Genomic DNA, 25745 nt, shown 5'->3' with positions numbered 1-25745 from the left:
TTAGTTCGGAAGGACCCGAATGTCCGAGAACCCTGACGCAATCGTCACCGACCCCAAGACCGAGGGCACGGGTGGCTGCCCCGTCGCGCACGGACGCGCCCCGCATCCCACGCAGGGCGGTGGCAACCGCCAGTGGTGGCCTGAGCGGCTCAATCTGAAGATCCTTGCCAAGAACCCCGCCGTGGCCAACCCGCTCGGTGAGGACTTCGACTACGCCGAGGCGTTCCAGAGCCTGGACCTGGCCGCGGTGAAGCGGGACATCGCCGAGGTGCTCACCACCTCGCAGGACTGGTGGCCGGCCGACTTCGGTCACTACGGCCCGCTCATGGTCCGTATGGCCTGGCACAGCGCCGGCACCTACCGCATCAGCGACGGCCGCGGTGGCGCCGGTGCCGGTCAGCAGCGCTTCGCCCCGCTCAACAGCTGGCCGGACAACGCCAACCTGGACAAGGCCCGCCGTCTGCTGTGGCCGGTGAAGAAGAAGTACGGCAAGAGCCTGTCCTGGGCCGACCTGCTCGTCCTCACCGGCAACGTCGCGCTGGAGACGATGGGCTTCGAGACCTTCGGCTTCGGTGGCGGCCGCGCGGACGTCTGGGAGGCCGAGGAGGACGTCTACTGGGGTCCCGAGACCACCTGGCTGGGCGACGAGCGCTACAGGGGTGACCGCGAGCTGGAGAACCCGCTCGGCGCGGTGCAGATGGGCCTGATCTACGTCAACCCCGAGGGCCCCAACGGCAACCCGGACCCGCTCGCCGCGGCCCGCGACATCCGTGAGACGTTCCGCCGCATGGCGATGAACGACGAGGAGACCGTCGCGCTGATCGCCGGCGGTCACACCTTCGGCAAGACCCACGGCGCCGGCCCGGCCGACCACGTGGGCAACGACCCCGAGGCCGCGTCCATCGAGGAGCAGGGCCTCGGCTGGAAGTCGACGTACGGCACCGGCAAGGGCGGCGACACCATCACCTCGGGTCTGGAGGTCACCTGGACCACCACCCCGACGCAGTGGAGCAACGGGTTCTTCAAGAACCTCTTCGAGTACGAGTACGAGCTGACCGAGTCCCCGGCCGGTGCCAAGCAGTGGGTGGCCAAGGACGCCCCCGAGATCGTCCCGGACGCGCACGACCCGTCGAAGAAGCACCGCCCGACGATGCTCACCACCGACCTGTCGCTGCGCTTCGACCCGATCTACGGACCGATCTCCCGCCGGTTCTACGAGAACCCGCAGGAGTTCGCGGACGCCTTCGCCCGCGCCTGGTACAAGCTGACCCACCGCGACATGGGCCCGAAGTCGCTGTACCTCGGTCCGGAGGTCCCGGCGGAGACCCTGCTGTGGCAGGACCCGCTGCCTCAGGCCGAGGGCGAGCCCATCGGCGCCGCCGACGTCGCGGCCCTGAAGGCCAAGCTCCTCGACTCGGGTCTGACCGTGTCGCAGCTGGTCACCACCGCGTGGGCGTCGGCCTCGACGTTCCGCGGCAGCGACAAGCGCGGCGGCGCCAACGGTGCCCGCATCCGCCTCGCGCCGCAGCGCGGCTGGGAGGCCAACGACCCCGACCAGCTCGCGCTGGTGCTGCGCACCCTCGAGGGCGTCCAGCAGGAGTTCAACTCCGGCTCCGCCCGCAAGGTCTCCCTGGCCGACCTGATCGTGCTCGGTGGCTGCGCCGCCGTGGAGAAGGCCGCCAAGGACGCCGGGTTCGACATCGAGGTGCCTTTCGCCCCGGGCCGCGTCGACGCGACCGAGGAGCACACCGACGTCGAGTCGTTCGAGGCGCTGGAGCCGACCGCGGACGGCTTCCGCAACTACCTCGGCAAGGGCAACCGGCTGCCGGCCGAGTACCTGCTGCTCGACCGCGCCAACCTGCTCACCCTGAGCGCCCCCGAGATGACGGTCCTCGTCGGCGGCCTGCGCGTGCTGGGCGCCAACCACCAGCAGTCGCAGCTCGGTGTCTTCACCAAGACGCCGGGGGCCCTGACGAACGACTTCTTCGTCAACCTGCTCGACCTGGGTACGACGTGGAAGTCGACCAGCGAGGACCAGACCACGTTCGAGGGCCGTGACGCGGCCACGGGCGAGCTGAAGTGGGCCGGCAGCCGCGCCGACCTCGTCTTCGGCTCGAACTCCGAGCTGCGCGCGCTGGCGGAGGTCTACGCGAGCGACGACGCGAAGGAGAAGTTCGTCCAGGACTTCGTCGCGGCGTGGGACAAGGTCATGAACCTGGACCGGTTCGACCTGATCTGATCCGCCCCTGAGCACGCACAGTCCGGGCCGGCCCTCGTGGGCCGGCCCGGACTGCTGTACGGCCGGCGGCGGGGCCCGTCCGGTGCTTGCGGTGCCTGGTCCCGTCCGGGGTGCCGGCGCCTCGCCCGCCCCCTCCGTGTGGCGGGAAACCGCCTCCCGCGCGCCGGAGTTGACCGAGGTTGGCGGGAAGTGGCGCCTTCATGGCATTCGGTGCAGCGCGTCGGCCGTAGTAAGTTCCCTTTGGAAACTCACTCCATCGAGTTGCAAGGGAGCCCGCCGTGTCCCAGGAAACCTGGACCGCCGTCGACGCCTACTTCAACGACCTGCTCGTGGAGGAGGACGCCGTCCTGCGCGCGGCCGTGGCCGATGCCGACGCGGCGCAGCTGCCCGCCATCCAAGTGGCGCCCAATCAGGGCAAGTTGCTGCACCTGCTCGCGCGGATCCGCTGTGCCCGCAAGGTCCTGGAGATCGGCACGCTCGCCGGCTACAGCACGATCTGGCTCGCCCGCGCCCTGCCCGCGGACGGACGCCTGGTGACCCTGGAGGCCGACGAGCAGTGCGCCGCTGTCGCCGCCGCCAACGTGGCCCGCGCCGGGCTCGACCACATCGTCGACATCCGTCTCGGCGTCGCCCTGGACACGCTGCCGCGACTCGTGGAGGAGGGGGAGGGCCCCTTCGACCTCGTCTTCATCGACGCCGACAAGCCCTCCAACCCCGCCTACCTGGAGTGGGCCCTGCGACTCACCCGCCCGGGCAGCGTCATCGTCGGCGACAACGTCGTACGGGAGGGAGCCGTCACCGAACCCGACAGCTCCGACCCGCGCGTCCAGGGCGTGCGGCGCTTCACCGAACTGATCGCCGCCCACCCCCGGCTGACCGCCGCGACCCTGCAGACCGTCGGCGAGAAGGGCTACGACGGGTTCACGCTGGCGGTCGTGACCGAGTGACCGGCAGGTCCTGGGCGGCCGGCCAGCCGCCGTAGGGGACCGTGATCAGTTCCAGGGCGTGACCCGCGGGGTCCAGGAAGTACACCCCGCGGCCGCCGTCGTTGCGGTTGACCGTGCCCCGCTGCTGCTGGTGCGGATCGGCCCAGTGCTCGATGCCGCGCTCCGTGATCTTCGTGTACGCCTCGTCGAACTCCTTCTCGGAGACCAGGAAGGCGTAGTGCTGTGGCGTGATCCGCTCCGCGGGAGCGGTGGCGAAGTCCAGCGTCACGCCGTTGGCGAGGTGCACCGCGACGAACGGGCCCCACTCCCCGGCGATCTCGAGCCCCAGCAGCTCGGCGAAGAACTCGGCGGACTCCCGCTTGTCCCGTGCGTGGACGATGGTGTGATTCAACTCGATGGACAAGGAATGCCTCCAGCAGGCATCTCCCGGCACCTCCATGCCTCACCCGGCCGGTGACCGGCACGCGATGCCGTCGGCGATGCTAGCCGACCGCATTCGAACGCGCGTGTCCATGCGCGTGTCCACGCGGCTGTTTCAGTCACTCCATGGACGTCCGGGCCGTCCGTCACGTCCCGAGGGGGCCCGGAGACGGTCGCGGATCTCGGCCCGCGCGGGCTCGGCCTCCTGCTCCACGCCCGGCATGCCGAGGGGACGTGTGCCGGGCGCCCGGGTATTCGGTGAGCCTCACGGAGGTCCCGGCCTCCTTCAGCCGCTCGGCGTAGCGGCACCCGTGATCGGCCACCGCGTCGGGCAGCGCCGGGGCCGGCCCGCTCAGGTCGCCGGCGTACGGCGGCGAGACTGCGCGCGCGCCGGTTCCCGCCGGCGCGGCGAGCCGCCGGCGTGGCGGCCGTCGCGGTCACCCGCACGGCAGGCAGACGCTCACGGCGCCGCTGGACGTGCCGGCCGCCCCGCCCCACCACGCCGCGGCGCGGATCGATCGCCGACAGGGGGAATGACCGCGTCCGGCTCGGGTACGCGTGGCCAGACCGTGCCCGGGAGCCGTCACCGAAAACGGCCCGTACGACCGCCGCTACCAGGGAAGACACCATGGACACACCCGAGAACGACAACACCGCCACGCCCGCGCAGCGCGCATTGGACGCGCTCGCCCAGAACACCGAGGACACCGCGGCGCTGGACACCCTGGCGCACAGCGACGTGCTCGTGCCCGTGCCCGACGACGTCGCCGAAGAGGACGCCACGAACCCCTCCGCCGTGGCCCTGCCGGTGCTGGAGCAGCCGGGCGGGAACCCGGTGGTCCCGGTCTTCACCTCGGAGCCGGCGATGGCCGACCTCCTGCCCTACATATCGCGCTACCGTCTGGTGCCGCTCGGCGCGCTGGCCGCCCAGTGGCCTGCGGACGACCTGTCGCTCACCATCGACGCGGGCTCGTCGCATCCGCTGACGCTCACCTCGGAAGGCGTACGCACCCTGCTGGCCCGGCCGTAGGAGCAGGACCAGAGCCTCAAGCGGGCCGACCACCGAGCATCCGCTCCAGCACCTCCCGCTGGAGCGGTTGCACCTGCGTGTGCAGTCGGCGGCCTTTGTCGGTGAGGGCGACCCACACGCCTCGCCGGTCCTCGGCGCACACCGAGCGCTCGATCAGGCCGTCCTTCTCCAGGCGGCCGATGAGACGGGACAGCGCGCTCTGGCTGAGATGCACCTGCCCGACCAGGTTCTGCACCCGGCACTGGTCGCCCGGGCCGGCCGAGGCGTTCGCCAGGATGTCGAGCACCTCGAAATCGCTGGCGCCCAGCCCGTGCGGGTGCAGGGCCCGGTCGATCTCGCACATCGTGCGGGCGTGCACGGACAGGATGTCCCGCCACCGCTCCTCGAGCCGGGCCTCGGCCGTCTTCGCTGCCATACCCGCACGGTACACCGAATCGGCCATTCGTTGATTATGCAACTAGTGCAGGCGCATCGGTCGTACGCCCCTCAGGACACCGGGTCCTGGAGCAGCCCCACGAGGTTGCCGTCGGGGTCCTTCACGGAGACGATCAGCCGGCCGTTCCCGACGTCGCGCACGTCCTGGACCACCTCCGCGCCCGCCGCCAGCAGAGCCGCGAGCCGCTCCCGCAGGTCGGTGACGTGCCAGAACGGCACCGGTCCGGTCAGGCCCTGGGCGTGGCCGTTCGGGTCGAGTCCCACGTCCTGGCCCTCGGCCTTGAAACCGACGTAGTAGGGCTCGTCGACGTACGGCTCGACGCCGAGCAGGGCCGTGAACACGGCCTTGGCCCGGTCCTTGTCCTTGACGGGGTAGATGATCGTCTGCACACCGGCGGTCATGGCACTCACTCCTCGAAAGGGCGGGACCCGACGGTTTTCCGTCGGTGCACCCACGCTAGGACGGCACGGCGGGTTGTGGCTTCTTCGATCCTGACCGGTCGCGGCTCACCAGGGCCGCCGCGCACGGTGTGCGGGGCCTCCGCGACCGCGGTGTACGGCGGCGGGGTGACGTCGACGCGGACGGCCGTACGGGCGAACGACCGCCGTGGCGCGTCATCCGAGCACCGCCCCGCCCCGCCCCCTCACGCAGAGGCGCGCTTGACCAGTTCCGTCGGCAGGATCACCGCAGCCGGGTCCTCGCCGCCGATCTGGGCGAGCAGGACCCGGACCATCTCGGCGCTGATCCGGTCCCACGGCTGCCGTATGGTCGTCAGCTCCGGGCTGGCGGACAGCGCGGCGGGCGAGTCGTCGAAGCCGCCCACCGCCACGTCCTCGGGCACCCGGCGCCCGGCCCGGTGCAGGGCGGTCAGCACGCCCTGCGCCATCAGATCGGACGCGACGAAGACGGCGTCCACATCGGGCGCCCGCTCCAGCAGCCGCTCGGCGGCGTCCTCACCGCTGGCCCGGCTGTAGTCGCCGGAGACGATCAGCCGCTCGTCGATCGCGATACCCGCCTCGGTGAGCACCTCCCGGTATCCGGCGAGCCGTTCGACACCGCCCGGGGTGTCCAGCGGACCGGTGACCGTGCCGATCCGGCGCCGCCCGAGGGAGAGCAGGTGCCGCACCATGTCCCGGGCGCCGTCCCGGTCGTCGGCGGCCACGTAGCTCACCTTCGACACCAGGCCGATCGGCTTGCCGCACGCCACGAGCGGCACGCCCGCCTCGCGCAGCTCCTGGGCGACCGGGTCGCCGGAGTGGCTGGAGACCAGCAGCACTCCGTCGACGTGCCCGGCGGTGATGTACCGCGTGATGCGCCGCCGCTCGTCCTCGTTGCCCGCCAGCATCAGCAGCAGCGGGACGTCGTGCGCGGCCAGCGCCTGGGTGCAACCGCGCAGCAGGACGTTGAAGTTGGGGTCCTCGAAGAACCGCTCCTGCGGCTCGGTGAGCAGGAAGCCGACGGAGTCCGACCGTCCGGTGATCAGTGAGCGCGCGTGCCGGTTCACCACGTAACCGGTCTTGCGGATGGCCGCGTTGACCGCTTCCTGCGCGGCGGGACTGACGTAGTGGCCGCCGTTGAGCACGCGCGAGACGGTGCCGCGCGAGACTCCCGCCTCGCGCGCCACGTCGTGGATCGTCGGCGGCCTGCGTCGGCCCCCCGATGTACTCATGGTCATGACTTTACGGCCCCGGAGAGCAGGTCCAGGCTCCAGAACCGCTGGATGACCAGGAACAGGGCGACCAGCGGCAGCACCGCGAGGAACGCGCCGGTGATCACCAGCGTGTACAGCGCGGGCTGGTTGGAGCCCTGCTCCAGCAGCGTGTACAGACCGAGCGTGATCGGGAACCTCTCGTCGTCGCTGAGCATGATGTACGGCAGCAGGAAGTTGTTCCACACCGCCACGAACTGGAACAGGAACACCGTCACCATGCCGGGGATCATCATCGGCAGCGCGATCCGGGTGAAGATCCGCCACTCGCTCGCCCCGTCCATCCGGCCGGCCTCGACCACGTCCGCCGGGACCGCGGCGGCCGCGTAGATGCGCGCCAGGTAGACGCCGTACGGCGAGAGGATCTGCGGCAGCAGCACCGACAGGTAGGAGTCGGTCAGGTTCGCCTTCGCCAGCAGCAGGTACTGCGGCACGGCGAGGATCACCGGCGGCATCAGCACACCCGCGAGCAGGATGTTGAACACCGTCTCGCGGCCGCGGAAGCGGTAGGTCGCCAGCGCGTAGCCGCTGAACGCGGACACGACCGTCGACAGCAGGGCGCCGACGCCCGCGTAGAGGGCGGAGTTGCCCATCCACTCCCAGTACACGCCGTCGCGGTAAGCGTTCAGATCATGCAGGTTGCCGGCGAAACCGCTGCCCGGCAGGAAGGTGAACGTGGAGAACAGCTCCTTGCCCGACTTGGTCGCGGCGATCACCACCCATGCGACGGGCAGCAGGCAGTACAGCGCGCCCAGCAGCAGCGTCGCCGTCGGCACCAGGGCGATCCGGCGGCGCAGCGGGGGCCCTTGGGCGGTCCCAGGCGTCGTACCGGCGGCCGGGGCGGCCTTGCGGAGGGCCACGGAACTCATCGGGTCGCCTCCTGCTTGTTGCGGCGGTTCGCGGTCCGCAGGAAGCCGAACGACAGCACCAGCGTCGCCAGAGCGATGATCACGGCTTCGGCGGCGGCCGCGTAGATGTCACCGGAGCCGAAGGCGTCCCGGTAGACCTTCATCAGCGGACTCCAGGTCGTGGAGACGGAGTTGGTGAGCGGCTTGAGCGTGGTCGGTTCGTTGAACACCTGCAGCGTCGCGATGATCGAGAAGAAGAAGGTGAGCACCAGCGACGGCGCCACCATCGGGATCTTGATCCGCAGCGCGATCTGCAGCGGCGTGGCGCCGTCCAGCTTCGCCGCCTCGTACACCTCGGCCGGGATGGCCCGCAGCGAGGTGTAGATGACGATCATGTTGAAGCCGGTGCCGCCCCAGACCGCGATGTTGGACAGGGCGAGATAGAGCGGACCGCCGTCCAGCAGGTTCGGCTGCGGCAGGCCGAGCCTTTGCAGCACGTAGTAGAACGGGCTGACGTCCGGAAGGTAGAGAAAGCCCCACAGCAGCGCCGCGACGACACCGGGGATGGCGTACGGCAGGAAGATCGCGAGCCGGGTGAAGGGCGCGAGGCGCACCTTCTCGGAGTCGAGCATCAGCGCGAACAGCAGGGCGAGACCGAGCATGACCGGGACGACGACGCAGCCGTAGCCCAGCACGCGGAGCGCGCCGTGCAGCAGCTCGCTGTCGGTGAGCGCGTCCGTGTAGTTCTCCAGGCCGGCCCAGACCTCCCGCCGCGCATGCGCCCCCAGACCGAGCCCGGAGACGTGCACCTTGCGGAAGCTGAGAAAGACCGCGTAGCCGATGGGCAGCGCGAAGAACAGCAGGAACAGGATCGTCGCGGGGAGAAGGAAGCCGTACGGGGCCGACCTGACCCCGTACGACCTCCGGTGTGCCGTGCTGCTCACCGGCCGGCCTCGAAGCCCTGCTTCTTCAGGTCGGCGACCGTGTCCGACTGCATCTTCTTCAGCGCGGCGACGAAGTCCGACTTGTTCTTGGCGGCGGCGCCGAAGGCGTCCTTGAAGGAGGTGTAGGCGACGTTGACGTTCGGGCCCCAGGCGGAGGGCGCGGTGGTCTCGGCGATGTCGGCGGCCTTGGTGTAGAAGTCGACCTGGTTCGAGAAGAACTCCGGCGGATTCTGGAAGGCGCCGCTGAGCTGGGCGGACGTGGACGCCGGGTAGATGCCGCTCTCCTTGGCCAGCGCGTTGAGCGCCTCGGCGTCGGTGTTCAGCCAGGCGGCGAACGCGGCGGCGGCGTCCTTGTGCCTGGAGTCCGTGGTGACGGCGGTGGAGGAGCCGCCCCAGCTGCCGGTGCGGTTCTCGCTCTTGGACCACTGGGGGAGCGGGGCCATGGCCCACTTGCCCTTGGTGTCCGGCGCGGCCGTGGTCAGCGTGCCCGGCGCCCATACCGCGCTGACCCACGCGATCTGCTTGCCGGTGTTCAGCGCCTTGTTCCAGGCCGGGGTGTACATCGGCTGGTTGTCGACGGCGCCCTCCTTGACGAGGCCGCCCCAGAACCTGGCCACCTTCTGTGTCGCCGCGTCGTCGATGCCGACCTTCCACTGGTCACCGGACGTCGTCCACCACTTGGCGCCGGCCTGCTGGGCGAGGCCCGCGAAGAGTCCGGAGTCGTTGGCGGAGAAGGTGGTCAGGGCCTTGTCGGGGGCCTTCTTCTTGAGCGCGCGGGCCGTCTGCGCGAACTCGTCCCAGGTGGTCGGGACCGTCAGGCCGTACTGCTTGAACAGGTCGGCGCGGTAGTAGAACATCATCGGCCCGATGTCCTGGGGTATCGCGTACACCGCGTCCGTGCCCAGCGTCGTCTGCTGCCAGACCCCGTCGGCGAACTTGCCCTTGACGTCGCCCACGTTCTTCGCGATGTCGGCCAGCGCGTCATTGCTGACGAGCGTCGGCAGCGCCTGGTACTCCGCCTGCACCAGGTCCGGGCCCTTGCCGGCCTTGTGCGAGGTGAGGATCTTGGTGACCAGCGTGTCGCCGGACGCCTGCTTCTTCACCGTGACGGAGATCTGCTGCTTCTTGCCCGGCCCCTTGTTCCACAGGTCCACGACCGTGTCCATACCGGGTGTCCAGGTCCAGTACGTCAGCGAGACGGGCCCGGACTGTGCGTCGCCCTTCGAGTCGTCGGACGAGCCGCAGGCGGCGAGGGCGGTGGCGCCGAGCGCGACGGCGACGGCGGAAGTCACGAGGCGGCGGCGCTTCGTGTACGGCATGGATCTCTCCCCTGACCTGGGTCTCCGCTCGACGCGGAGACCTGCCATGCAGATGTGTGCAGAGGCCGGCTTCCTGGGTTCTCGCCCGTCGCGAGGCCCTGCCATGCTTCTGTGAGCGTTCACAGTAGAGAAACATCCCGGACACTTGTCAATGGTTGAGACTGTGCGGTTATGTTGGGCCCGCACCGCCGTCAATGTGTGTGCACGTTCCCAAATGATCGACCCCACGGGAGACATCCATGCCGGACACCACCCCCAAGGGCCTCACCCGGCTCGCCTTCGGCGGGGACTACAACCCCGAGCAGTGGCCGGAATCCGTCTGGCAGGAGGACGTCCGGCTGATGCGCGAGGCCGGCGTGACCCTGGTGAGCGTCGGCATCTTCTCCTGGGCCCTGCTGGAACCCGCGCCGGGGGAGTACGACTTCGGCTGGCTCGACCGGGTCATCGACCTGCTGCACGCGGGCGGCATCCGCGTCGACCTCGGCACGCCCACCGTGGTCCCGCCCGCCTGGTTCTACCGCGCCCACCCCGAGGCCCTGCCGGTCACCGCCGACGGGGTGCGCCTTGAGTTCGGCTCCCGCGGCGCGATCTGCCACAGCAACGCCGACTACCGGGCCGCCGCCGTGAACATCACCACCCAGCTCGCCGAACGCTACGGCGACCACCCGGCGCTGGTGATGTGGCACGTGCACAACGAGTACGGCGTCCCCGTCTCCGCCTGCTACTGCGACTCCTGCGCCGCCCACTTCCGCCGCTGGCTCACCGGCACCTACGGCACCATCGGCGCCGTCAACGACGCCTGGGGCACCGCCTTCTGGGGCCAGCGCTACGCCGACCTCGACCAGATCAACCCGCCGCGCCGGGCCGCGACCGTCGGCAACCCGGCCCAGGCCCTGGACTACCGGCGCTTCGCCGACGCCACCATGCGGGAGAACTTCCGCGCCGAGCGCGACATCCTGCACCGCCTCTCACCCGGCGTCCCGGTCACCACCAACTTCATGACCGCGCTCAGCCAGTGCGACTCGGTCGACTACTGGGCCTGGGGCCGCGAGGTCGACCTCGTCACCAACGACCACTACCTGATCACCGACGGCCGCCGCACCCACGTCAACCTCGCCATGGCCGCCGACCTGACGCGCTCCGTCGCCGGCGGCGCCCCCTGGCTGCTGCTGGAGCACTCCACCTCCGGCGTCAACTGGCAGCCCCGCAACCCCGCCAAGGCGCCCGGGCAGATGGCCCGCAACTCCCTCGGCCACGTGGCGCGCGGCTCCGACGGCGCGATGTTCTTCCAGTGGCGGCAATCCCGGCGCGGCGCCGAGAAGTTCCACTCCGCCATGGTCCCGCACGGCGGCACGGACACGCGCGTGTGGCGCGAGGTCGTCGAACTGGGCGGATCGCTCGAGTCGTTGAGCGAGATCCGCGGCACCCGAACGCGGGCCGACGTGGCGATGCTGTGGGACTGGCAGTCCTGGTGGGCGCAGAACCTCGACTGGCGCCCCAGCGAGGACCATGACGCGCGCGAGCGGGCCGACACCTTCTACGAGGCGCTCTACGACCGCCACCTCACCGTCGACTTCGCCCACCCCGAAGCCGACCTGACGCGCTACCCGCTGGTCGTCGTGCCCGCCCTGTACCTGATGACCGAGGCCGCCGGGCGCAACCTGAGGGCGTACGTCGAGCAGGGCGGCACCCTGGTCGTGTCGTACTTCTCCGGCATCGTCGACGCGCACGACGCCGTCCACGAGGGCGCCTGCCCCGGCGTGCTGCGCGACACTCTCGGCCTGACCGTCGAAGAGTTCTCGCCGCTGCTCCAGGGCGAGCGGGTACGGATCACCGGCCCCGACGGCTCGGAGCTGAGCGGCGACGTGTGGACGGAGTTCGTCGTGCCGCGCGGCGCCGAGACGGTGTGGACCTACGCCGACGGCCTGACCGCCGGCCGGCCCGCGATCACCCGCCACCGCCTCGGCGCGGGCACCGCCTGGTACATCTCCACCCGCCTGGGCGCCGAGGGGCTGGACGCACTTCTCGGCCGGGCCGCCCACGACGCGGGCGTCGCCGTGCGCGCCGACCTGCCGCGCGACGTGGAGGTCGTCCAGCGCACCGGTGAGCAGGGCAGCTACCTGTTCGCCCTCAACCACACCGCCGCCGACGTCAAGGTGCCGCTGGACGCGCCCGGCACCGAGCTGCTGACCGGCGAGCGAGCCGCGGGCCGCCTGGCCGTGCCCGCGAGAGCCGTACGGGTCGTACGACTCGACGGCTGAACCGACCCCCCTCCGCCCGTGCGAGCCGAAGAGCCACGGGCGGAGGGGCCTCCTCCTCCACCCGTGGCTTCCAGCCCCCGGGCGTGGAGGTCCCCACCCACGTCGAAGGGACGACGGACGACGATGTTCCATCCCGGACGCACCATCAGGGCCGTGCTGCTGCCGCTCGTGGCGGGCCTCGCCCTCACCGCACTGCCCGCCCAGAGCGCGCAGGCGGCCCCGGCCCTCACCAACGGCGGCTTCGAGGCCGACGGCACCGGCGCCGCGACCCCGAGCGGCTGGTCGGAGTACGGCGACGGCGGCGCGAGCTACGTCGAGGCCGGCGGCCGCAGCGGCGGCTACCGGCTCAGCCACTGGTCGTCATCCGCCTACAAGGTGGAGACCTACCAGTACCTGTCAGGCCTGGCCGACGGGTCCTACACCCTCACCGCCTGGGTCCGCTCCAGCGGCGGTCAGAAGACCGCCTACCTGGCCCTGAGGAACTGCGGCGGCACCGAGCAGCGCACCGACCTCCCCGTCTCCTCCAGCGGCTGGATCAGGATCGTCACGCCGGTCAAGGTTACCGGCAGCCAGTGCACGATCAGCATCAACAGTGACGCGAACGCGGGCAACTGGATCAACGTTGACGATCTGACGTTCACGCCGGGCACGACCGGCCTGTCCGTCAAGGGCGCCGACATCTCCTCCCTCGCCAAGAGCGAGGCGTCCGGCGGCGTGTACAGGACCGCTTCAGGCGTGACCTCGGACGCGTTCACCATCCTGAAGAACGCCGGCATGAACTACGCGCGCCTGAAGGTCTGGGTGAACTCCGCCGACGGCTACAACGACAAGACCCGCGTGCTCGCCATGGCCAAGCGCGGCAAGGCCGTCGGCATGAAGCTGCTGGTCGACTTCCACTACTCCGACACCTGGGCCGACCCGGGTGCCCAGACCAAGCCGGTCGCCTGGGCGGGCCACTCCTACGGTCAACTCAAGACGGACGTGTACAACCACACTTACGACGTCTTGAACGCCTTGAAGGCCCAGGGCACCACCGCCGACATGGTCCAGGTGGGCAATGAGATCAATGGCGGCATGCTGTGGAGCGAGGGTTCCACCGACAACTGGACCCAGCTCGCCGGACTGCTCAACAGTGGATACAACGCGGTCAAGGCAGTCAACCCCTCCACCCTCGTGGCCCTGCACCTGGCCAAGGGCGGAGACCTGTCCGGCACCCGCTGGTGGTTCGACAGCGCCGTCGCGAACGGCGTGAAGTTCGACGCGATCGGCCTGTCGTACTACGGCTACTGGCACGGCCCGCTGGCCGACTTCCAGACCACCCTCGACGACGCCGCGTCCCGCTACGGCAAGCCGGTCTTCGTCGCCGAGACGGCCTACCCCTTCCGGCTCGACAGCGACGACGCTCTGACCAACCAGATCGACACCAGCGGCGAGCTGGTGAGCGGCTACCCGGCGAGCGTGGCCGGGCAGACCGCCTGGATGAACACCGTCGCGAACATCGTGGAGGCCGTCCCGAACGGCCGTGGCCTCGGCGTCTTCTACTGGGAGGCGACCTGGACCGCGGTGACCGGAAACGGCTGGGACCCCGGCGACGCCTCCTCCGGCAACGGCTGGGAGAACCAGGCGCTCTTCGGCTACGACGACAAGGCGCTGGCGTCCATGTCGTGGTTCCGCCACCGCTGACCTCCCACGGACGCGGCGCACCGCACAGGGCCCGGCCACCACGACGGCGGCCGGGCCCCGCCCGTGCGTCAACTCCCGCCCCAGCCGAAGACGTCGGCCGACGCATCCCGGACAATGCGCGCCGACTGCGGTGCACGAGCGCTCACACCGGGGAACAGTGGGAAGACGCGGTACGAAGGCCCGGCTCAGCCACCCGAGGGGGACACGATGGTGAGGGCTCCCGTCAGCGAGAGGCGTCTGGAGATCCTGCAGTGGCTCGAGCACGCCCCCGCCCCCTTCCCGTCGGACAGCGACCCTTCGCTCGGCGGCGTCACGGCGGACGCGATCGCCGTCGCCCTGGGCGTGCCACCGAGCCTCCTGCGGTGCGATCTCGCCCTGCTGACCCGCGTCGGCCTGGTGCGCGCCCGCCAGGCCGGACCGCACACCTACTACCGGCGGGACGAGGTACGGATCGCCGAGGTGGCCCGCATGTTCGAGAAGGGCTGGTGACCCGGCCGGCATGGACCGACCCACGACTCTGCGCCCGATCCGCCACGTCCGCCTGCCCGGTCACGGCCCCGAGGACGTGATCGCCGACCCGCGCGGCAGGATCCTCACCGGTGTGGCCGACGGCCGCATCCTGCGCCTCGACGGCCTGGCCGACCCCGGGGCGCCGCCCCGGGTCGAGACCCTCGCCGACACCGGCGGCCGGCCTCTGGGGCTGGAACTGCTCCCCGGCGGCGACCTCCTCGTCTGCGATGCGGAACGGGGACTGCTGCGCGCCGACCTCACCGCCGGCACCGTACGCGTCCTGGCCGACGAGGTGGCGGGGGAGCGGACGCGCTTCGCCAGCAACGTGGTCGCCGGACCCGACGGCAGCCTCTACGTCACCGTCTCCAGCCGCCGCCACCCCCTGCACCACTGGATCGCCGACATCGTCGAGGACACCCGCACCGGCCGCCTGCTCCGCCTCGCGCCCGGGAGCACCGCCTTCGAGGTCGTGCTGGAAGGTCTGCGCTTTGCCAACGGTCTCGCCCTGAGCGCCGACGGCACCTTCCTGGTGCTGGCCGAGACCAGCGCCTGTCGCCTGACCCGCTACTGGCTCACCGGACCGCGGGCCGGTGAGAGCGAACCCTTCGCCGAGAACCTGCCCGGCATGCCCGACAACCTGTGGCGTTCCGGCCCCGACGGCCCGATCTGGGTCGCGCTGGCGGGCCCCCGCGTCCCCGCGCTCGACGTCCTGCACCGTGCAGCCCCGGCGGCACGCCGCGCCGCCGCGCGGGCAGCGGTGCACGCACCCTTCCGCCCTCCCGGCACCGCCGCCGTCCTCGCCGTCGACGACGACGGCCGTGTCGTTCATCACCTCGTCCGCCGCCGCTCCCGCTTCCGCATGGTCACCAGCGTCTGCACGACCGCCGGTCACCTGGTCCTCGGCAGCCTGTGGGAGCCGGGCGTCGCGGTCTGCGCCCCGCCCACCGGCGGGTGAGCGGCGCCGTGTCCCGGCGCTAGGCTGGTGTCGCCCGTGATCACCCGCGCGGCGAGCAGGAGACGTACGACATGACAGCCCCGGAAGCCGAGAGCCTCCGCATCCCCGCCGCCCCACGGCACCGGACCGCCTGGCGCGGTCAGCTGCCCGTCGTCGCGGTGGTCGCCCTCGGTGGCGGCTGCGGAGCGGCCGCCCGCTACGGCGCCGGGCTCGCCTGGCCCGCGGCCGGCGGCGGATTCCCCTGGACCACGCTGTGGATCAACATCACCGGCTGCGCGGTGATGGGCGTGTTCATGGTCCTGATCACCGAGGCCCTCGCCGCGCACAAGCTGGTGCGGCCCTTCTTCGGCACCGGGGTGCTGGGCGGCTTCACCACCTTCTCCACCTACGCCGTCGACGTGCAGCAGCTCATCGACCACGGCCACGCGCGCACCGCGCTGGTCTACCTCGCCGCGACCCCGCTCGCGGCGCTCACCGCGGTGTGGCTCGCCGCCACGGCGACCCGCCGCGTCCTGACCTGGAGGCAGCGATGACCCGGTTGACCGGACGAGCCCTGCGCCTGACCGTCTTCGTCGGCGAGATGGACACCTGGCACCACAAGCCGCTGTACGCCGAGATCGTGCACCGCGCCCACGCGGCCGGTCTCGCCGGGGCCAGCGTCTTCAAGGGCATCGAGGGGTTCGGCGCCTCCTCCCTGATCCACACCTCCCGGCTGCTGTCGCTGAGCGAGGACCTGCCGGTCGTGATCGTGATCGTGGACACCGAGGACCGTGTCCGCGCCTTCCTTCCGCAGCTGGACGAACTGGTCACCGAAGGACTGGTCACCCTCGACGACTGCGAGGTCATCCGATACGTCGGACGCGGCGCCGAATCCGGCGAATCGGGCAGGAAGGGTAAGAAGTCGTTGTGAACTGGCTGCTCGTCGTCGCCGGCGGCGTAGTCGGCGCGCCCCTGCGCTATCTCACCGACCGCGCGGTGCAGTCCCGGCACGACTCGGTCTTCCCCTGGGGCACCCTCGCGGTCAACGTCGTCGGCTGTGTGATCCTCGGACTGCTGACGGGAGCGGCGGCCGCGGGCGCCGTGGACTCCCACGTCCGGCTGCTGCTGGGCACGGGCCTGTGCGGGGCGCTGACGACGTACTCGACCTTCTCCTACGAGACGCTGCGTCTGACGGAGACCGGCGCCCGTCTGTACGCGGCGCTCAACGTCGCCGGGAGCGTGGCCGCCGGGCTGGGCGCGGCCTTCGCCGGGGTGGCGCTGGCCCAGGCTGTCTGGCCGTAGGCGCAGCCTCCAGCCTGCTTGTAGTAAGACTGTCCCGCCCCCCCTGTACCCCCAGCCCCTCCAAGAACGGGAATCCATGAGCGTCATCAGCGTCGGCCAGGCCGTCGTCCTCGGAGCCGTCGAGGGAGTGACCGAGTTCCTCCCCGTCTCCTCCACCGGACATCTCAAGATCACCGAGGGGCTGATGGGCATCCCCGTCGACGACAACGCGGTCGTCGGGTTCTCGGCCGTCATCCAGGTCGGCGCCATAGCCGCCGTGCTCGTGTACTTCTTCAAGGACATCGTGCGGATCGTCTCCGCCTGGGGCCGCGGCCTGGTCGACAAGGAGGAGCGGTACCACCACGACTACAAGTTCGCCTGGTGGGTGATCGCCGCGACCGTCCCCATCGTGATCGTGGGCTTGGCCGCCAAGCCGCTGATCGAGGGCCCGCTCGCCTCCCTGTGGGTGGTGGCCGGGTCGCTGATCGTCGGCAGTGGTGTGATGTGGGCGGCCGACCAGATGGGCCGGCACAAGCGCGGGGAGGACGACACCTCCTTCAAGGACGCGATGCTGGTCGGCTGCTCGCAGATTCTCGCGCTGCTCTTCCCCGGTTTCTCCCGCTCAGGTGCCACCATGTCCACCGCGCTCATCCTCGACTTGGACCGGGTCGCCGCCACCCGCCTGTCCTTCTTCCTCGGCATTCCGGCCCTGACCGGCGCCGGCCTGTACGAGTTGAAGGACGCGCTCGGTACCGGAGTCGGCGCGGCCCCGCTGGCCGTCGGCACGATCGTCTCCTTCGTCGTGGCCTACGCCTCCATCGCCTGGCTGCTGAAGTTCGTGGCCAAGCACTCCTTCAACGCCTTCGTGATCTACCGCGTCGTCATCGGTGTGGCGCTGCTCGGCCTGCTCTCCACGGGAGTGCTCGACGCCTGACCTTGTGACCGCCAGGGGGCGAAAGCCGATTTACAGGCTTCCCGCCCCCTGAATTTTTCTTTCCACCCACCTTGACACCGCCCCTCGGCCACCCGGAGTATCTGTCCCGTGAACCTGTCAGACAGCCGGACAGCCAGTCAGCCTCCTCGGCGCATCAGCGCCATGGAGGCCGTACTCGGCCATCTGCGCGGTGCCATCGAGCGCGGTGAGTACGCCATCGGCGACAAGCTCCCCAGCGAAGCGGAGCTGTGCCGCACCCTGGAGGTCTCCCGGCCCGTCCTGCGCGAGGCGCTGCGCGCCCTGCAGACGATGGGTCTGACGGTCTCCCGGACCGGCAAGGGCACCTTCGTGGTCGCGAACGCCGTCGAGGACCCCACCTTCGGCGACTACGCGGCCAGCGACCTGCTCGAAGTGCGCCGCCACATCGAGATCCCCGTCGCCGGGTACGCCGCCGTGCGCCGCACCCCGGAGAACCTGGACCACCTGGCGTATCTGCTGGACCGCATGGAGCGGGAGACGGACACCACCGCGTGGGTCGCGATGGACAGCCTCTTCCACCTCGCCGTGGCCGAGGCCGCCCAGAACCCGGTCTTCCGCCGGGTCATCGAGGAGATCCGCGACGCACTGGCGCGTCAGTCGGCCTTCCTCAACGAGCTGGGCGGCCGGCGCGAGCAGTCCAACCGCGAGCACCGGGCCATCGTCGAGGCGCTGGTCGACGGTTCCGAGCACGACGCGGTGGAGGCCATGGCCCACCACCTCGACCGCGTCGAGACCACCCTCACCGACATCGTGCGCCCCGCGCGCGCGGCCCAACCCACGGAAGGCGGACCCGAGGCGTGAGCGAACAGCACCTCAAAGACGAGACGCGCCCCTCGACCCGTCACATCGACGCCGGAGACGCGGGCTACAGCAAGTCCCTGAAGTCCCGGCACGTCAACATGATCGCCATCGGCGGTGCCATCGGCACCGGCCTGTTCCTCGGCGCCGGAGGCCGCCTCGCCGACGCCGGCCCCTCCCTCTTCATCGCCTACGCGGTCTGCGGAGTCTTCGCCTTCCTGGTCGTGCGCGCCCTCGGCGAACTCGTCCTGTACCGCCCGTCCTCCGGCGCGTTCGTCTCGTACGCCCGCGAGTTCCTGGGGGAGAAGGGCGCGTACACCGCGGGCTGGATGTACTTCCTCAACTGGGCGACGACCGGCATCGCCGACATCACCGCGGTCGCCACGTACACCCACTACTGGGGCATGTTCTCCGACATCCCGCAATGGTTGATCGCATTGATCGCACTCGCGATCGTCCTCACGGTCAACCTGATCTCCGTCAAGATCTTCGGTGAGCTGGAGTTCTGGTTCGCGATCATCAAGGTGGCCGCGCTGGTCACGTTCATGTGCATCGGCATCTTCCTCCTGGTGACGCGGCACCCGGTCGACGGGGCGACCCCCGGCCCGTCCCTGATCACCGACCACGGCGGCGTCTTCCCCAACGGCCTGCTGCCCATGCTGCTGATCATTCAGGGCGTCGTCTTCGCCTACGCCTCCGTCGAACTGGTCGGCGTCGCCGCCGGCGAGACCGAGAACCCCGAGAAGATCATGCCGAAGGCGATCAACTCGATCATGTGGCGCGTGGGCCTGTTCTACGTGGGCTCGGTCATCCTCCTCTCCATGCTCCTGCCCTGGAACAAGTACACGGCCGGAGAGAGCCCCTTCGTCACGGTCCTGTCGAAGATCGGCATCCCCGCCGCCGGCGGCGTGATGAACCTCGTCGTCCTCACGGCGGCCATGTCGTCCCTCAATTCGGGCCTGTACTCGACGGGCCGCATCCTGCGCTCCATGGCCGTGAGCGGGTCGGCCCCCAAGTTCACCGCGCGGATGAGCCGCACCCAGGTCCCCTACGGCGGCATCCTGCTCACCAGCGGTATGTGCGTCCTTGGCGTGGCCCTCAACTACGTCGTCCCGGCGGACGCCTTCGAGATCGTGCTGAACTTCGCGGCGATCGGCATCCTCGCCACCTGGGGCATGATCATGGTCTGCCATCTGCGCTTCTGGCAGAAGACCCAGAGCAACGAACTGACCCGCCCCGGCTACCGTCTGCCGGGCTCCCCCTGGACCGAACTCGTGACGCTGGCGTTCCTCGCCTCCGTCCTGGTCCTCATGTACGCCGACGGCGGCGCCGGACGCACCACCGTGCAGTGCCTGCCGCTGATCGTCGGCGCCCTGGTCGCAGGCTGGTACGCGCTCCGCGGCCGCCTCGACCGCACCGGGGCCGGCGCGTGAACAGCGCACCCGGCCGCATCCACCCACCACCGAACCAGGCAGAGATGTACAGCAGTTCCCTTGCGGACGCACCCCAGATCCGCGAACCCCTCCACGCCCCCGTGGCCCACCTCATACGCGGCGGCGTCATAGAAGGCATCCACTACGGCTCCGTCGCCGTACTGGGCTCCGACGGCACCCCCGTCTTCCAACTCGGCGACATCGAGGCGGCCTTCTACCCCCGCTCGGCGATCAAGCCGCTCCAGGCGGTGGCCATGGTCCGGGCGGGTCTGCCGCTCGAAGGAGACCTCCTCTCCCTGGCCGCCGCCAGCCACTCCGGCGAAGAGGTCCACCTCGAGGGCACCCGCCGCATTCTCGACCTGGCCGGCCTCACCGAGAACGACCTGCGCAACGTGCCCGACCTCCCCTTCGACCCCGTCGTCCGGGACGCCTGGATCCGCGCGGACCGCGGCCCGTCCCGCCTGGCCCAGAACTGCTCCGGCAAGCACGCGGCCATGCTGTACACCTGCAAGCTCAACGGCTGGTCCCTCGAGGACTACCTCGACCCCGGCCACCCCCTCCAGAAGGCGATCGCCGAGATCGTCGAGGACCTCACCGGCCAGCGGATCGCCCGGACCACGGTGGACGGCTGCGGCGCCCCCCTCTTCTCCGTCTCCCTGCACGGCCTGGCCCGCGCGGCGGCCCGCATCACCACCGCGGCCCCCGGCACCCCGGAGGCCCACGTGGCCGACGCGATGCGCACCCATCCCGAGATGGCCTCCGGCTCCGGCCGCGACGTGGCCGCCCTGATGCGGGCGGTGCCGGGACTGCTGGCGAAGGACGGCTTCGAGGGCGTTCAGGTCGCCGCCCTGTCCGACGGCCGCGCGATCGCCGTCAAGATCGCCGACGGTGCGAACCGGGCGCGCATCCCGGTCGCCGCGGCAGCACTGGCCCGCGCGGGGGTGGACCCTTCACTCCTCACCGACTTCAGGGGCGAGCCACTGCTGGGCGGCGGCGCGCCCGTGGGCGAGGTCCGCCCGGCCCGAGCACTGGACCCCCTACCGCGGTCCTGACGGACCGGCGCCCCCGGCGGCCGACTTTGGGCCACGCGCCCGGCGCCGACTGCTGAACGTCGGCGGTGGCGGCGGTGGGCTTGCCCCGGCGCCGCTGTGCCCACCCGTGCCGCCCTGGGAGTCCCCCTGCTCGAAAAGGGAGGGCACAACTACCCACAGCTGAATCAGCAGTTGCCCGCAAACGAGCGGCGGCCCGCACCCGCGGCGGACCCACGACGGGCCGCAGCCGCCCGCGGCGGTGAGGGGCCGGGGTTGGGGGTTGGGCGGGGGGCCGCCCGCGCCGGGCCGGCACCGAGACACAGCACGCCCGTCGGAAACGGGCGGCAGGACCGAGGACGGACACCCCCCACCCCGGCCCCGACTCACAGACAACCGCAGGCGCGAACACCGGCCACCCACACACCGCAACGGGCCGCCGCAGGCCCAAAAGGGGGCGCGGGGCTGCATTCGACATGCGGCTCCGCCGCGTGGGCGCGACCAGCCACAACGCAACCCGCACGCACCCATAAGGAAGAGACCCATGCGCACCGAACACGACCTCCTCGGCACCCGAGACATCCCCGCGGACTCCTATTGGGGCGTCCACACCCTCCGCGCCACCGAGAACTTCCCCATCACCGGCACCCCTATCTCCACCTACCCCCACCTCGTCAACGCTCTCGCCGCCGTCAAGGAGGCAGCCGCCCGCGCCAACGAGGAACTCGGCCTGCTGAACCCCGAGAAGGCCGCCGCGATCGTCGCCGCCTGCCAGGAGATCCGCGCGGGCAAGCTGCACGACCAGTTCGTCGTCGACGTCATCCAGGGCGGCGCCGGCACCTCGACCAACATGAACGCCAACGAGGTCGTCGCCAACCGCGCGCTCGAACTGCTCGGCCACGCCAAGGGCGAGTACACCCACCTGCACCCCAACGAGGACGTCAACCTCGGCCAGTCCACCAACGACGTCTACCCCACCGCCGTCAAGATCGCGACGGTCTTCGCGGTCCGTGGACTGCTCAAGGCGATGTCGGTCCTCCAGGACGCCTTCGCCCGCAAGGCCGTGGAGTTCCGCGACGTACTCAAGATGGGCCGTACACAGTTGCAGGACGCGGTCCCGATGACGCTCGGTCAAGAGTTCTCGGCGTACGCCGTGATGATCGAGGAGGACCGCAGCCGTCTCGCCGAGGCCGTCGAGCTGGTCCATGAGATCAACCTCGGCGCCACGGCCATCGGCACCGGCCTCAACGCCCCCGCAGGTTACGCCGAGGCCGCCCGCCGCCACCTCGCCGACATCACCGGCCTGCCGCTCGTCACCGCCGCCAACCTCGTGGAGGCCACCCAGGACTGCGGCGCCTTCGTCCAGATGTCCGGCGTCCTGAAGCGCATCGCCGTCAAGCTCTCCAAGAGCTGCAACGACCTGCGCCTGCTCTCCTCCGGCCCGCGCGCCGGCCTGGGCGAGATCAACCTCCCCCCGGTGCAGGCGGGTTCGTCGATCATGCCCGGCAAGGTGAACCCGGTGATCCCCGAGGTCGTCAACCAGGTCGCCTTCGAGGTGATCGGCAACGACGTCGCCATCACCATGGCCGCCGAGGCCGGCCAGCTCCAGCTGAACGCGTTCGAGCCGATCATCCTGCACTCCCTCTCGGAGTCGATCACGCACCTGGAGCGCGCCTGCGTCACCCTCGCCGGCCGCTGCGTCGACGGGATCACCGCGAACACCGAACGCCTGCGCGCGACGGTGGAGAACTCCATCGGCCTGGTCACCGCCCTCAACCCGCACATCGGGTACACGGCGGCCACGGACATCGCCAAGGAGGCCCTCGCCACCGGCCGCGGAGTCGCCGAGCTGGTCCTGGAGAAGGGCCTGCTCCCCGCCGACCGCCTCGCCGCCCTGCTCCGCCCGGAGGTCGTGGCCGGCAACGCGGCGCCCGTGGCCTGACCTGCCGAAGAACGCCGAAGCGCACCGGGGCCGGCCCCGAGGGAGAATAATGATCATGACGTCGTCGAAGACCTTCGCCCCGGTTCTGGAGCGCATCGCCGAGGAGATCGAGCACACCCCCGGACGTGGCCGCCCCGCCGACTACATCCCGGCGCTGGCGGCCCGCGACCCGCGCCGCTTCGGCATGGCCGTGGCGGAGCCGGACGGCACGGTGTACGGCGTGGGGGACTGGCGTGAGCCGTTCTCCACGCAGTCCATCACCAAGGTCTTCACCCTCGCCCTGGACCTCGCCCGCGAAGGCGACGAGCTGTGGGAGCACGTGGGCCGCGAGCCGTCCGGCAACCCGTTCAACTCCCTCGTCCAGCTGGAGTACGAGAACGGCATCCCGCGCAACCCGTTCATCAACGCCGGCGCCCTCGTCGTCACCGACCGCCTGCACACCCGTACCGGCGACGCGGCGGCCGAACTGCTGGCCTTCCTGCGGGCCGAGAGCGGCAAACACGACCTGGCCTTCGACGAGGAGGTCGCCGCCTCGGAGTCCGCGCACGGCGACCGCAACGCCGCTCTCGCCCACTTCATGGCGTCGTACGGCAACATCGACAACCCGGTGCCCGAACTGCTCGACCAGTACTTCCGACAGTGCTCGATCAGCGCCTCGTGCGCCGACCTGGCTCTGGCGACCGGATTCCTCGCCCGCCACGGGGTCCGCGCCGACGGCTCGCGCCTGCTCACCCGCAGCCAGGCCAAGCAGGTCAACGCGATCATGCTGACCTGCGGGACCTACGACGCGGCGGGCGACTTCGCCTACCGCGTCGGCCTGCCGGGCAAGAGCGGCGTCGGCGGTGGCATCATCGCCGTGGTCCCCGGCCGCTGCACGCTGTGCGTGTGGAGCCCTGGCCTGGACGAACGTGGCAACTCCGTCGCGGGCGTGGCGGCGCTGGACCGTTTCACCACGCTCACGGGCCTGTCGGTCTTCTGACAGCACGGCTTGCGGCTTCGGCTCCCGCTGACACCCGCCTGAACGCGCTTGTCATAAAGCAGTTGAGGCGGAAGTGACCGGTCGGTCAAGCTCGACGGCATGTTCTCGCGGAAGAATCGCCGACCGAAGTCCCCGGAAGCGCTGAAGGCCTGGGAGTTCCTGGAGGCCGGCGACATACCCGGCGCCCTGCGCGTGCTGCGGACCGCGGCGGAGACGCTGCCGCTGGGCGAACTCGCCCCCGTGGTGGGCAGGGCCGCGGCGGCGGCCGGCTTCGACGACCTCCGGCAGACCGCCGACGCGCTCGCCGCCCACCCCGAAGGGGCCCAGGAGCAGTACGACTTCGGATACGCCTGTGTCGAACGGGGCGTGTCCTACCTCGCGGTCCCCGCCCTGTGCGAGGCACTGCGCCAGGTGCCGGCCTCGGCCGCGGCGCTGCGCGAACTGGTCTCCGCCTATGAACGCGAGGGCCGCCACCGTGAGGCCGTCGAGGTGCTGAACGCCCGCGAGAGCGACCTCGCCGCCTGGCCGGACCGCTACCTGCTGGCGTACAACGCGCTCATGGCCGGCGATGTGGCCCTCGCCCGTACGCAGCACGACCGGCTCCCCGACCCCGAGGACGCGATCTGGCTCCCCGCCCGCGACCGTCAGCGCGCGATGCTGGAACGCGCCGCGAGCGCCGCGCCGGTGAGCCCCCTGGACGGCACCGACCTGCGGGGATGGCAGTACGTCATGGGCGGATGCGTGCTCGGCACGCTGTCGCCGTACGGCTTCGACGCGGGGATGAACGGCCGGTTCGCCTGGCTCCAGGACACCACCGACCTGTGTCTGCAGGGACTGCTGCGTCTGAAGGCGGTGCTGGCGGCGGCCGAGGTGCGGCCGGGCGCGGTGGCGCTGCTGCCCGACCGCGACAGTCACATCCTCGGCCTGGCCGCCGCCGAGATCCTGGAACTGCCGGCGCGGCCGTACGCGCCCGGCGAGCCCGGCACCGTCGTCGTCGCCTACGACCTGAACGACCTGGCCGACACGGATCAGGGCCCGGACATCCTGGCGCAGCTCCTCGACAGGGCCCCGGGACAGGTGCTGCACGAGCACGCCAGTTGCTGGACGGACCCGCCGGTCGTCGCCGCCGACAGCATCGGTCTGCTGCACCAGCAGGTCACCGCGCCGTGGGCGGAGCAGATGCGGGTCGACGACGACGGCGAGGTGGGCCCATCGCCGGCCGACGACCGGCCGCCGGCCGAGATCGCGGCGGAGATCGTCGGCGCCGATCCCACGCCGGACGAGGGCGACGGCACGAGCCCGGCCGACCCGGTCGAGAAGCTGACGGATTTCGTCACGGCCGTCCACGGCACCTGGCTGCGAGCCCAGCGCTCGGGCCTGCGCTCGTCAGGACCGGTCACCAGCGGACGTTTCCACTGACGCCTGACGCCTGACGCCTGACGCCTGACGCCTGACGCCTGACGCCTGATGCCTGACGGCCGGCCGGCACCGGCCACCCGGCACCCGGTATCGGCGACCCGCCACCCGCCATCAGGCAGCGGTACCCGCCCCCCGCAGCAGGACGACCCTGCGCTCACACCCCGTCCACACCTGCTCCTGCTCGCCCGCCGCCGGCGCGCCGCGGCCGTCGCGACAGCGGTCGCCCTCGCGGCGACGGCCCTGGCGGCGCTCGTCGCGCCCGGCCCGTCCCGCTTCTACCGGACCGAGGCGATGTGGGACACCACGCGCGTGGGCCGTCTCGGCTACGTCTCCCACCAGTCCCTGCAGGGAGTGCTCGCCCGTCTGGGGGAACCGCAGCGCGGGCTGTGGGCGATCGCCGTGGTGGCCGTGCTCGGCGTGTGGGCGTGGCGGACACGCCGGGCGGCCGCCGCGGGGGACCGGCCGGCCGCCTTCGCGCTGACCGGGCTCGCCGCGTGCCTGGTCAGCCCGATCACCTGGGTGCACCACCTGGTGTGGCTGCCGCCGTCCTTCGCGGTCCTGCTGCGTGCCGGGCACGCGCGCGTGGCGGGCGCCCTGTACGCGGTGCTGTGCA

At 71.0% G+C, this 25745-nt stretch carries 24 protein-coding genes and 2 pseudogenes; 18 read left to right on the top strand and 8 right to left on the bottom strand.

Going from position 1 to position 25745, the window contains the following annotated elements; genetic code table 11:
- Nucleotides 1–19 precede the first annotated feature (19 nt).
- The gene (gene katG, locus ACF1GV_RS19035) at nt 20–2239 is read left to right on the top strand and encodes a catalase/peroxidase HPI (RefSeq protein ID WP_391682054.1); all 2220 of its coding nucleotides are present in this window, start codon (nt 20–22) and stop codon (nt 2237–2239) included.
- Between the two features lie 278 nt (nt 2240–2517).
- Entirely contained in the window at nt 2518–3186 is a 669-nt protein-coding gene (locus ACF1GV_RS19030; protein ID WP_391682052.1) for an O-methyltransferase, read from the top strand.
- On the opposite strand, the gene ACF1GV_RS19025 is transcribed toward ACF1GV_RS19030, so the two are convergent.
- Nucleotides 3161–3589: a VOC family protein gene (locus tag ACF1GV_RS19025; protein ID WP_391682049.1), complete on the bottom strand. Its 429-nt coding sequence runs from the start codon at nt 3587–3589 to the stop codon at nt 3161–3163. The genes ACF1GV_RS19030 and ACF1GV_RS19025 overlap by 26 nt on opposite strands.
- Before the next feature lie 132 nt (nt 3590–3721).
- Nucleotides 3722–4025 (bottom strand): annotated as a pseudogene (locus ACF1GV_RS19020) (alpha/beta hydrolase); the annotation flags it as partial.
- 209 nt (nt 4026–4234) lie between these two features.
- Here ACF1GV_RS19020 and ACF1GV_RS19015 point away from each other — a divergent pair.
- Nucleotides 4235–4636 carry an SseB family protein gene (locus tag ACF1GV_RS19015; protein ID WP_391682046.1) on the top strand — a complete coding sequence of 134 codons (402 nt, stop codon included), beginning with the start codon at nt 4235–4237 and terminating at the stop codon, nt 4634–4636.
- Between the two features lie 16 nt (nt 4637–4652).
- Here the strand turns inward: ACF1GV_RS19015 and ACF1GV_RS19010 are convergent, their stop codons facing one another.
- The 6 genes from ACF1GV_RS19010 to ACF1GV_RS18985 all read right to left on the bottom strand — a co-directional run bounded on the left by ACF1GV_RS19010 (nt 4653) and on the right by ACF1GV_RS18985 (nt 9891).
- Nucleotides 4653–5051, bottom strand: a complete 399-nt coding sequence (locus ACF1GV_RS19010; protein ID WP_391682044.1) for a MarR family winged helix-turn-helix transcriptional regulator — start codon at nt 5049–5051, stop codon at nt 4653–4655.
- 71 nt (nt 5052–5122) lie between these two features.
- Nucleotides 5123–5473 carry a VOC family protein gene (locus ACF1GV_RS19005; protein ID WP_391682041.1) on the bottom strand — a complete coding sequence of 117 codons (351 nt, stop codon included), beginning with the start codon at nt 5471–5473 and terminating at the stop codon, nt 5123–5125.
- Nucleotides 5474–5715: 242 nt separating this feature from the next.
- Nucleotides 5716–6747, bottom strand: coding sequence for a LacI family DNA-binding transcriptional regulator (locus ACF1GV_RS19000; RefSeq protein WP_391682038.1), 1032 nt, complete (start codon nt 6745–6747; stop codon nt 5716–5718).
- Nucleotides 6744–7649 carry a carbohydrate ABC transporter permease gene (locus ACF1GV_RS18995; protein WP_391682036.1) on the bottom strand — a complete coding sequence of 302 codons (906 nt, stop codon included), beginning with the start codon at nt 7647–7649 and terminating at the stop codon, nt 6744–6746. The genes ACF1GV_RS19000 and ACF1GV_RS18995 overlap by 4 nt, the downstream gene beginning before the upstream one ends.
- Nucleotides 7646–8572 (bottom strand): carbohydrate ABC transporter permease, encoded by a 927-nt coding sequence (locus ACF1GV_RS18990; protein WP_391682033.1) that lies wholly within the window; start codon nt 8570–8572, stop codon nt 7646–7648. Before ACF1GV_RS18990 ends, ACF1GV_RS18995 begins: the two co-directional genes overlap by 4 nt.
- Nucleotides 8569–9891, bottom strand: a complete 1323-nt coding sequence (locus ACF1GV_RS18985) for an ABC transporter substrate-binding protein (protein WP_391682031.1) — start codon at nt 9889–9891, stop codon at nt 8569–8571. The genes ACF1GV_RS18990 and ACF1GV_RS18985 overlap by 4 nt, the downstream gene beginning before the upstream one ends.
- 239 nt (nt 9892–10130) lie before the next feature.
- Between ACF1GV_RS18985 and ACF1GV_RS18980 the strand changes: the two genes are divergently transcribed.
- From ACF1GV_RS18980 to ACF1GV_RS18910, 15 genes and pseudogenes are all read left to right on the top strand, one after another.
- Nucleotides 10131–12152 carry a beta-galactosidase gene (locus ACF1GV_RS18980; RefSeq protein ID WP_391682029.1) on the top strand — a complete coding sequence of 674 codons (2022 nt, stop codon included), beginning with the start codon at nt 10131–10133 and terminating at the stop codon, nt 12150–12152.
- A 123-nt stretch (nt 12153–12275) separates the two neighbouring features.
- Nucleotides 12276–13835, top strand: coding sequence for an arabinogalactan endo-beta-1,4-galactanase (locus tag ACF1GV_RS18975; protein WP_391682026.1), 1560 nt, complete (start codon nt 12276–12278; stop codon nt 13833–13835).
- A gap of 207 nt (nt 13836–14042) precedes the next feature.
- Nucleotides 14043–14324 (top strand): ArsR/SmtB family transcription factor, encoded by a 282-nt coding sequence (locus ACF1GV_RS18970; RefSeq protein WP_391682023.1) that lies wholly within the window; start codon nt 14043–14045, stop codon nt 14322–14324.
- A 10-nt stretch (nt 14325–14334) separates the two neighbouring features.
- Nucleotides 14335–15300 carry an SMP-30/gluconolactonase/LRE family protein gene (locus ACF1GV_RS18965; protein WP_391682020.1) on the top strand — a complete coding sequence of 322 codons (966 nt, stop codon included), beginning with the start codon at nt 14335–14337 and terminating at the stop codon, nt 15298–15300.
- Between the two features lie 71 nt (nt 15301–15371).
- Nucleotides 15372–15833: a fluoride efflux transporter CrcB gene (crcB, locus tag ACF1GV_RS18960; protein WP_391682018.1), complete on the top strand. Its 462-nt coding sequence runs from the start codon at nt 15372–15374 to the stop codon at nt 15831–15833.
- On the top strand, nt 15830–16210 hold the full coding sequence (locus ACF1GV_RS18955) for a DUF190 domain-containing protein (protein ID WP_391682016.1): 381 nt from the start codon (nt 15830–15832) through the stop codon (nt 16208–16210). The genes crcB (ACF1GV_RS18960) and ACF1GV_RS18955 overlap by 4 nt, the downstream gene beginning before the upstream one ends.
- Nucleotides 16207–16581: a fluoride efflux transporter CrcB gene (crcB, locus tag ACF1GV_RS18950; protein WP_391682014.1), complete on the top strand. Its 375-nt coding sequence runs from the start codon at nt 16207–16209 to the stop codon at nt 16579–16581. Before ACF1GV_RS18955 ends, crcB (ACF1GV_RS18950) begins: the two co-directional genes overlap by 4 nt.
- A 76-nt stretch (nt 16582–16657) precedes the next feature.
- The gene (locus tag ACF1GV_RS18945; protein WP_391682011.1) at nt 16658–17494 is read left to right on the top strand and encodes an undecaprenyl-diphosphate phosphatase; all 837 of its coding nucleotides are present in this window, start codon (nt 16658–16660) and stop codon (nt 17492–17494) included.
- Between the two features lie 162 nt (nt 17495–17656).
- Nucleotides 17657–18334, top strand: a complete 678-nt coding sequence (locus ACF1GV_RS18940; protein ID WP_391682009.1) for a FadR/GntR family transcriptional regulator — start codon at nt 17657–17659, stop codon at nt 18332–18334.
- The gene (locus tag ACF1GV_RS18935; RefSeq protein WP_391682006.1) at nt 18331–19764 is read left to right on the top strand and encodes an amino acid permease; all 1434 of its coding nucleotides are present in this window, start codon (nt 18331–18333) and stop codon (nt 19762–19764) included. The genes ACF1GV_RS18940 and ACF1GV_RS18935 overlap by 4 nt, the downstream gene beginning before the upstream one ends.
- Before the next feature lie 44 nt (nt 19765–19808).
- Nucleotides 19809–20816, top strand: a complete 1008-nt coding sequence (locus tag ACF1GV_RS18930; RefSeq protein ID WP_391682003.1) for an asparaginase — start codon at nt 19809–19811, stop codon at nt 20814–20816.
- A gap of 520 nt (nt 20817–21336) precedes the next feature.
- Nucleotides 21337–22734, top strand: a complete 1398-nt coding sequence (gene aspA / locus ACF1GV_RS18925; RefSeq protein WP_391682000.1) for an aspartate ammonia-lyase — start codon at nt 21337–21339, stop codon at nt 22732–22734.
- Nucleotides 22735–22789: 55 nt separating this feature from the next.
- Complete coding sequence (locus ACF1GV_RS18920; RefSeq protein WP_391681997.1) at nt 22790–23713, top strand: glutaminase; 924 nt, start codon at nt 22790–22792, stop codon at nt 23711–23713.
- 99 nt (nt 23714–23812) lie between these two features.
- Nucleotides 23813–25132 carry a hypothetical protein gene (locus tag ACF1GV_RS18915; protein ID WP_391681994.1) on the top strand — a complete coding sequence of 440 codons (1320 nt, stop codon included), beginning with the start codon at nt 23813–23815 and terminating at the stop codon, nt 25130–25132.
- Nucleotides 25133–25180: 48 nt separating this feature from the next.
- Nucleotides 25181–25630, top strand: a pseudogene (locus tag ACF1GV_RS18910) (glycosyltransferase 87 family protein); the annotation flags it as partial.
- Between the last annotated feature and the right edge of the window lie 115 nt (nt 25631–25745).

The organism is Streptomyces sp. NPDC014006, from assembly GCF_043088925.1.
Classification (GTDB): Bacteria; Actinomycetota; Actinomycetes; order Streptomycetales; family Streptomycetaceae; genus Streptomyces.
The sequence above is the reverse complement of the archived record's forward strand: the minus strand, read 5'-3'. Positions and strand labels throughout refer to the sequence as shown.

Coding starts and splice junctions, on each gene's coding strand:
- katG (WP_391682054.1), top strand. CDS start 20: ATGTCCGAGAACCCTGACGCAATCGTCACCGACCCCAAGACCGAGGGC.
- ACF1GV_RS19015 (WP_391682046.1), top strand. CDS start 4,235: ATGGACACACCCGAGAACGACAACACCGCCACGCCCGCGCAGCGCGCA.
- ACF1GV_RS19010 (WP_391682044.1), bottom strand. CDS start 5,051: ATGGCAGCGAAGACGGCCGAGGCCCGGCTCGAGGAGCGGTGGCGGGAC.
- ACF1GV_RS19005 (WP_391682041.1), bottom strand. CDS start 5,473: ATGACCGCCGGTGTGCAGACGATCATCTACCCCGTCAAGGACAAGGAC.
- ACF1GV_RS19000 (WP_391682038.1), bottom strand. CDS start 6,747: ATGACCATGAGTACATCGGGGGGCCGACGCAGGCCGCCGACGATCCAC.
- ACF1GV_RS18995 (WP_391682036.1), bottom strand. CDS start 7,649: ATGAGTTCCGTGGCCCTCCGCAAGGCCGCCCCGGCCGCCGGTACGACG.
- ACF1GV_RS18985 (WP_391682031.1), bottom strand. CDS start 9,891: ATGCCGTACACGAAGCGCCGCCGCCTCGTGACTTCCGCCGTCGCCGTC.
- ACF1GV_RS18980 (WP_391682029.1), top strand. CDS start 10,131: ATGCCGGACACCACCCCCAAGGGCCTCACCCGGCTCGCCTTCGGCGGG.
- ACF1GV_RS18975 (WP_391682026.1), top strand. CDS start 12,276: ATGTTCCATCCCGGACGCACCATCAGGGCCGTGCTGCTGCCGCTCGTG.
- ACF1GV_RS18970 (WP_391682023.1), top strand. CDS start 14,043: ATGGTGAGGGCTCCCGTCAGCGAGAGGCGTCTGGAGATCCTGCAGTGG.
- ACF1GV_RS18965 (WP_391682020.1), top strand. CDS start 14,335: ATGGACCGACCCACGACTCTGCGCCCGATCCGCCACGTCCGCCTGCCC.
- crcB (WP_391682018.1), top strand. CDS start 15,372: ATGACAGCCCCGGAAGCCGAGAGCCTCCGCATCCCCGCCGCCCCACGG.
- ACF1GV_RS18955 (WP_391682016.1), top strand. CDS start 15,830: ATGACCCGGTTGACCGGACGAGCCCTGCGCCTGACCGTCTTCGTCGGC.
- ACF1GV_RS18945 (WP_391682011.1), top strand. CDS start 16,658: ATGAGCGTCATCAGCGTCGGCCAGGCCGTCGTCCTCGGAGCCGTCGAG.
- ACF1GV_RS18940 (WP_391682009.1), top strand. CDS start 17,657: ATGGAGGCCGTACTCGGCCATCTGCGCGGTGCCATCGAGCGCGGTGAG.
- ACF1GV_RS18930 (WP_391682003.1), top strand. CDS start 19,809: ATGTACAGCAGTTCCCTTGCGGACGCACCCCAGATCCGCGAACCCCTC.
- aspA (WP_391682000.1), top strand. CDS start 21,337: ATGCGCACCGAACACGACCTCCTCGGCACCCGAGACATCCCCGCGGAC.
- ACF1GV_RS18920 (WP_391681997.1), top strand. CDS start 22,790: ATGACGTCGTCGAAGACCTTCGCCCCGGTTCTGGAGCGCATCGCCGAG.
- ACF1GV_RS18915 (WP_391681994.1), top strand. CDS start 23,813: ATGTTCTCGCGGAAGAATCGCCGACCGAAGTCCCCGGAAGCGCTGAAG.